The organism is Pseudomonas sp. ESBL9 (genome assembly GCF_036668715.1).
GTDB lineage: Bacteria > Pseudomonadota > Gammaproteobacteria > Pseudomonadales > Pseudomonadaceae > Aquipseudomonas > Aquipseudomonas lundensis.
In genome coordinates, this window is record NZ_JAZEVV010000035.1 from 1 (window position 1) to 339 (window position 339).

At 42.8% G+C, this 339-nt stretch carries 1 tRNA gene; it reads left to right on the forward strand.

Annotated elements, in window-relative coordinates:
- Positions 1 to 4: 4 nt before the first annotated feature.
- Positions 5 to 80, forward strand: a tRNA-Ala gene (locus tag V6F78_RS22580).
- Positions 81 to 339: the final 259 nt, after the last annotated feature.

Genomic DNA, 339 nt, shown 5'->3' on the forward strand with positions numbered 1-339 from the left:
GTATGGGGCCATAGCTCAGCTGGGAGAGCGCCTGCCTTGCACGCAGGAGGTCAGCGGTTCGATCCCGCTTGGCTCCACCATAAACTTGCTTCTGTATCGTAAAGCTTAGAAATGAGCATTCCATCAAAGCGATGGTGAATGTTGATTTCTGATCTTTTGATTAGATCGTTCTTTAAAAATTTGGGTATGTAATAGAAAGATAGACTGAATGACACTTTCACTGGTGTTTATTCAGGCTAAGGTAAAATTTGTGAGTAATTGCAAGTTTTCGGCGAATGTCGTCTTCATAGTATAACCAGATTGCTTGGGGTTATATGGTCAAGTGAAGAAGCGCATACG